This is a genomic window from Streptosporangium heterodermiicola, assembly GCF_051390675.1.
GTDB lineage: Bacteria > Actinomycetota > Actinomycetes > Streptosporangiales > Streptosporangiaceae > Streptosporangium.
This window is the reverse complement of record NZ_JBPJSR010000114.1, coordinates 1-448: the sequence shown is the minus strand read 5'-3', so window position 1 is coordinate 448 and position 448 is coordinate 1. Positions and strand designations below refer to the sequence as shown.

At 71.2% G+C, this 448-nt stretch carries 1 protein-coding gene; it reads right to left on the bottom strand.

Going from position 1 to position 448, the window contains the following annotated elements; all coding sequences use genetic code 11:
- Positions 1-448 (bottom strand): hydantoinase B/oxoprolinase family protein (locus ACSC1Q_RS43130; protein ID WP_436764533.1); only part of this gene is annotated, 448 nt, incomplete at both ends.

The window sequence follows — 448 nt, the reverse complement described above, 5'->3', positions numbered from 1 at the left end:
CAGGATGAGCTCGACCGCGACGATGCCGGTCCAGAGGGTGAACGTCGGCTGCGGGTAGACGGCGTGGAAGAGCGTGCCCGGCTCTGCCCGCACCTCCAGGGGAACGGTCGTGCCGAAGTTGGACGGCTCGTCGGGCGAGGTGAGCGCCTTGAGGACGACCTTGCAGATCGCGATGGTCGCGCCGAACGGCATGTTGATGGGACCCGGCGTGGCGGGCGAGGAACCGGCGAAGTCGACGGTGAAGGTGCCGTCGGCGACGGTGACGGTGACCTCCATCCGGACCGGGTCCTCGGTGACGCCGTCGTCGTCCAGCCAGTCGACCGCCGTCCACGACCCCTGCGGCAGCTCGGCGAGCGCGGCGCGGGTGCGCGCCTCCCCGTCCTCGACCATCCGCCGCACGGCGGCGTCCACGGTCGGGCGGCCGAACTTCTCCAGGATCTCCAGGAAC